The 3,688-nt window shown below is 51.8% G+C and carries 1 tRNA gene and 2 rRNA genes; all 3 read left to right on the top strand.

What is annotated here, in order from left to right:
- Positions 1-194: 194 nt before the first annotated feature.
- The 3 genes from BDE40_RS18100 (at position 195) to BDE40_RS18110 (ending at position 3,575) form a co-directional block, all read left to right on the top strand.
- Positions 195-3,067, top strand: a 23S ribosomal RNA gene (locus BDE40_RS18100).
- A 216-nt stretch (positions 3,068-3,283) separates the two neighbouring features.
- Positions 3,284-3,398 (top strand): 5S ribosomal RNA (gene rrf / locus BDE40_RS18105).
- A 100-nt stretch (positions 3,399-3,498) separates the two neighbouring features.
- Positions 3,499-3,575: transfer RNA gene (locus BDE40_RS18110), tRNA-Met, on the top strand.
- Positions 3,576-3,688 lie beyond the last annotated feature (113 nt).

A 3,688-nucleotide genomic window follows, 5' to 3' on the forward strand; every position in this document is an offset into this window, starting at 1 on the left:
ACGAACACAATCCAAGTCAAGTAAACTAACCTACAAGATATATCGCAGCAGGCTTTGAACCAGACTGTTGCGGTGGGAAAATTTACTCTTTTGATTAAGAGGTTCCTGAAAAGGGCCTCACCCTGAAGGCTTACAAAAGGGCTTTTGGGGCGCGGAGGAAGCAGACCTGCACGGGTCCGTCTTCTTCTGGATCAAATCAAGCGCGAGAAGGGCGATTGGTGGATGCCTTGGCAGTAAGAGGCGATGAAGGACGTGATACTCTGCGATAAGTCGTGGTGAGCCGAGAATAGGCTTTGACCCACGAATTTCCGAATGGGGCAACCCACCTGATACTTTGTTATTACCACTCTTCGGGGTGGCTAATAATGAGGTAAACCAGGTATTTTTAACCTGAATACATAGGGTTAAAAAGGCAAACCCGGGGAACTGAAACATCTAAGTACCCGGAGGAAAGGAAATCAACAGATACTCCCCTAGTAGCGGCGAGCGAACGGGGACCAGCCGAGCTGTGATTGTGATTAGAATGGTCTGGAATGGCCAACCATAGTGGGTGACAGTCCCGTATAAGAAGCATGATCGGACGTATTAAGTAGGGCGGGACACGTGAAATCCTGTCTGAACATGGGGGGACCACCCTCTAAGGCTAAGTACTCCTTACTGACCGATAGTGAACCAGTACCGTGAGGGAAAGGTGAAAAGCACCCCGACAAGGGGAGTGAAACAGTTTCTGAAACCGGTCGCCTACAAACAGTTGGAGCCCCCTTGAGGGGTGACAGCGTACCTTTTGTATAATGGGTCATCGACTTGGTCTATCTAGCAAGCTTAAGCCGTTAGGTGTAGGCGCAGCGAAAGCGAGTCTTAATAGGGCGCATGAGTTAGATGGATCAGACCCGAAACCGAGTGATCTAGGCATGATCAGGATGAAGGTTAGGTAACACTAACTGGAGGTCCGAACCCACACCTGTTGAAAAAGGTCGGGATGAATTGTGCCTAGGGGTGAAAGGCCAATCAAACTCGGAGATAGCTGGTTCTCCGCGAAATCTATTTAGGTAGAGCGTCAGACGAATACCCTCGGGGGTAGAGCACTGGATGGGTAATGGGGACTCACCGTCTTACTGATCCTAACCAAACTCCGAATACCGAGGAGTAATATCTGGCAGACACACGGCGGGTGCTAACGTCCGTCGTGAAGAGGGAAACAACCCTGACCTACAGCTAAGGCCCCTAATTCATGGCTAAGTGGGAAAGCAGGTGGGACGACCAAAACAACCAGGAGGTTGGCTTAGAAGCAGCCATCCTTTAAAGATAGCGTAACAGCTCACTGGTCTAATTTAAGTTGTCCTGCGGCGAAGATGTAACGGGGCTCAAGCCATGAGCCGAAGCTTAGGATGCCGTAAGGCATGGTAGCGGAGCGTAGTGTGACATAACACTCTGTCTTTTCTATCGCATCGTCACGAGAGCCAGGAGGCAACTCCGCGCTCAAGTAGCGAAGCGGTAGCGCAGACACGAGTGTTTTCTGTGAAGCCGGGGCGTGAGCCATCCGGTGGAGAGATCACTAGCGAGAATGATGACATGAGTAGCGACAAACAGGGTGAGAGACCCTGTCGCCGAAAGTCCAAGGGTTCCTGCTTAAAGCTAATCTGAGCAGGGTAAGCCGACCCCTAAGGCGAGGCCGAAAGGCGTAGTCGATGGGAACCAGGTTAATATTCCTGGGCCATGAGGTGGTGACGGATCTCGAAGGTAGTTCATCCTTATCGGATTGAATGGGCTGCTTAGAGGTTCCTGGAAATAGCCCCTCTATAAGATCGTACCCTAAACCGACACAGGTGGACTGGTAGAGAATACCAAGGCGCTTGAGAGAACGATGTTGAAGGAACTCGGCAAAATACCTCCGTAAGTTCGCGAGAAGGAGGCCCAGTTTCTACGCAAGTATTGACTGGGGGCACAAACCAGGGGGTGGCGACTGTTTACTAAAAACACAGGGCTCTGCGAAGTCGTAAGACGACGTATAGGGTCTGACGCCTGCCCGGTGCCTGAAGGTTAAAAGGAGGAGTGCAAGCTCCGAATTGAAGCCCAGGTAAACGGCGGCCGTAACTATAACGGTCCTAAGGTAGCGAAATTCCTTGTCGGGTAAGTTCCGACCTGCACGAATGGCGTAACGACTTCCCCGCTGTCTCCAACATCGACTCAGCGAAATTGAATTGCCTGTCAAGATGCAGGCTTCCCGCGGTTAGACGGAAAGACCCCGTGCACCTTTACTACAGCTTCACACTGGCATCAGGCACAATATGTGCAGAATAGGTGGTAGGCTTTGAAGCGGACACGCCAGTGTTCGTGGAGCCTTCTTTGAGATACCACCCTTATTCTGCTTGATGTCTAACCGCGGTCCGTTATCCGGATCCGGGACCCTGTGTGGCGGGTAGTTTGACTGGGGCGGTCGCCTCCTAAACAGTAACGGAGGCGCGCGAAGGTTGGCTCAGACCGGTCGGAAATCGGTCGTTGAGTGCAATGGCAGAAGCCAGCCTGACTGCGAGTCTGACAAGACGAGCAGAGACGAAAGTCGGTCATAGTGATCCGGTGGTCCCGAGTGGAAGGGCCATCGCTCAACGGATAAAAGGTACGCCGGGGATAACAGGCTGATGGTGCCCAAGAGTCCATATCGACGGCACCGTTTGGCACCTCGATGTCGGCTCATCTCATCCTGGGGCTGGAGCAGGTCCCAAGGGTACGGCTGTTCGCCGTTTAAAGAGGTACGTGAGCTGGGTTTAGAACGTCGTGAGACAGTTCGGTCCCTATCTGCCGTGGGTGTAGGATACTTGAGAGGAGTTGCCCCTAGTACGAGAGGACCGGGGTGAACGAACCACTGGTGGACCAGTTGTCATGCCAATGGCAGTGCTGGGTAGCTATGTTCGGAAAGGATAACCGCTGAAGGCATCTAAGCGGGAAGCCCCCCTCAAAACAAGGTATCCCTGAGAACCGAGGTAGACCACCTCGTCGATAGGCCAGAGATGTAAGCGCGGCAACGCGTTCAGTTGACTGGTACTAATTGTTCGATAGGCTTGATTTGATCCAGTAGAAGCCAGACTTTTACAGGACTATCTTCAAAAGCTACACATATGTGTAAGTGACTTGGATTACAGACATCGTTAGATGTCTGGAAATAGTTTGAATACCTAGGTGGTTATAACGACCGGGTGGCTGTCACGATTGCCATGCAATCATGACCTTGCCACGCGTTCAAAATACCTAAGTATTTTGAACGGTGTTTGTGTTCTTTATTTGGTTTGGTGGTCATAGCGCGAGCAAAACACCCGATCCCATCCCGAACTCGGCCGTTAAGTGCCGTCGCGCCGATGGTACTGCGTCTTAAGACGTGGGAGAGTAGGTCACCGCCAAACCTAATAAGGAACACAAACGTATCTCTCTTATGATGCGCCTCTCCTATACAAATAGTTCTCGAGGCAGCGCACAATTGACCGCACATAGGTCAATCTCTGGCGCGGGATGGAGCAGCCCGGTAGCTCGTCAGGCTCATAACCTGAAGGTCGTAGGTTCAAATCCTACTCCCGCAACCAAAATTAACCAATTACCACAATGCGTTAACAGCCACCCAAGGGTGGCTTTCGGCGTTAGGGCTATCGCCATGGAAGCTCTGTGGATGCAACCGAAGCGCGTAATGTCGCGCTAA

The organism is Litoreibacter halocynthiae (genome assembly GCF_004365635.1).
GTDB classification, from domain to species: domain Bacteria; phylum Pseudomonadota; class Alphaproteobacteria; order Rhodobacterales; family Rhodobacteraceae; genus Litoreibacter; species Litoreibacter halocynthiae.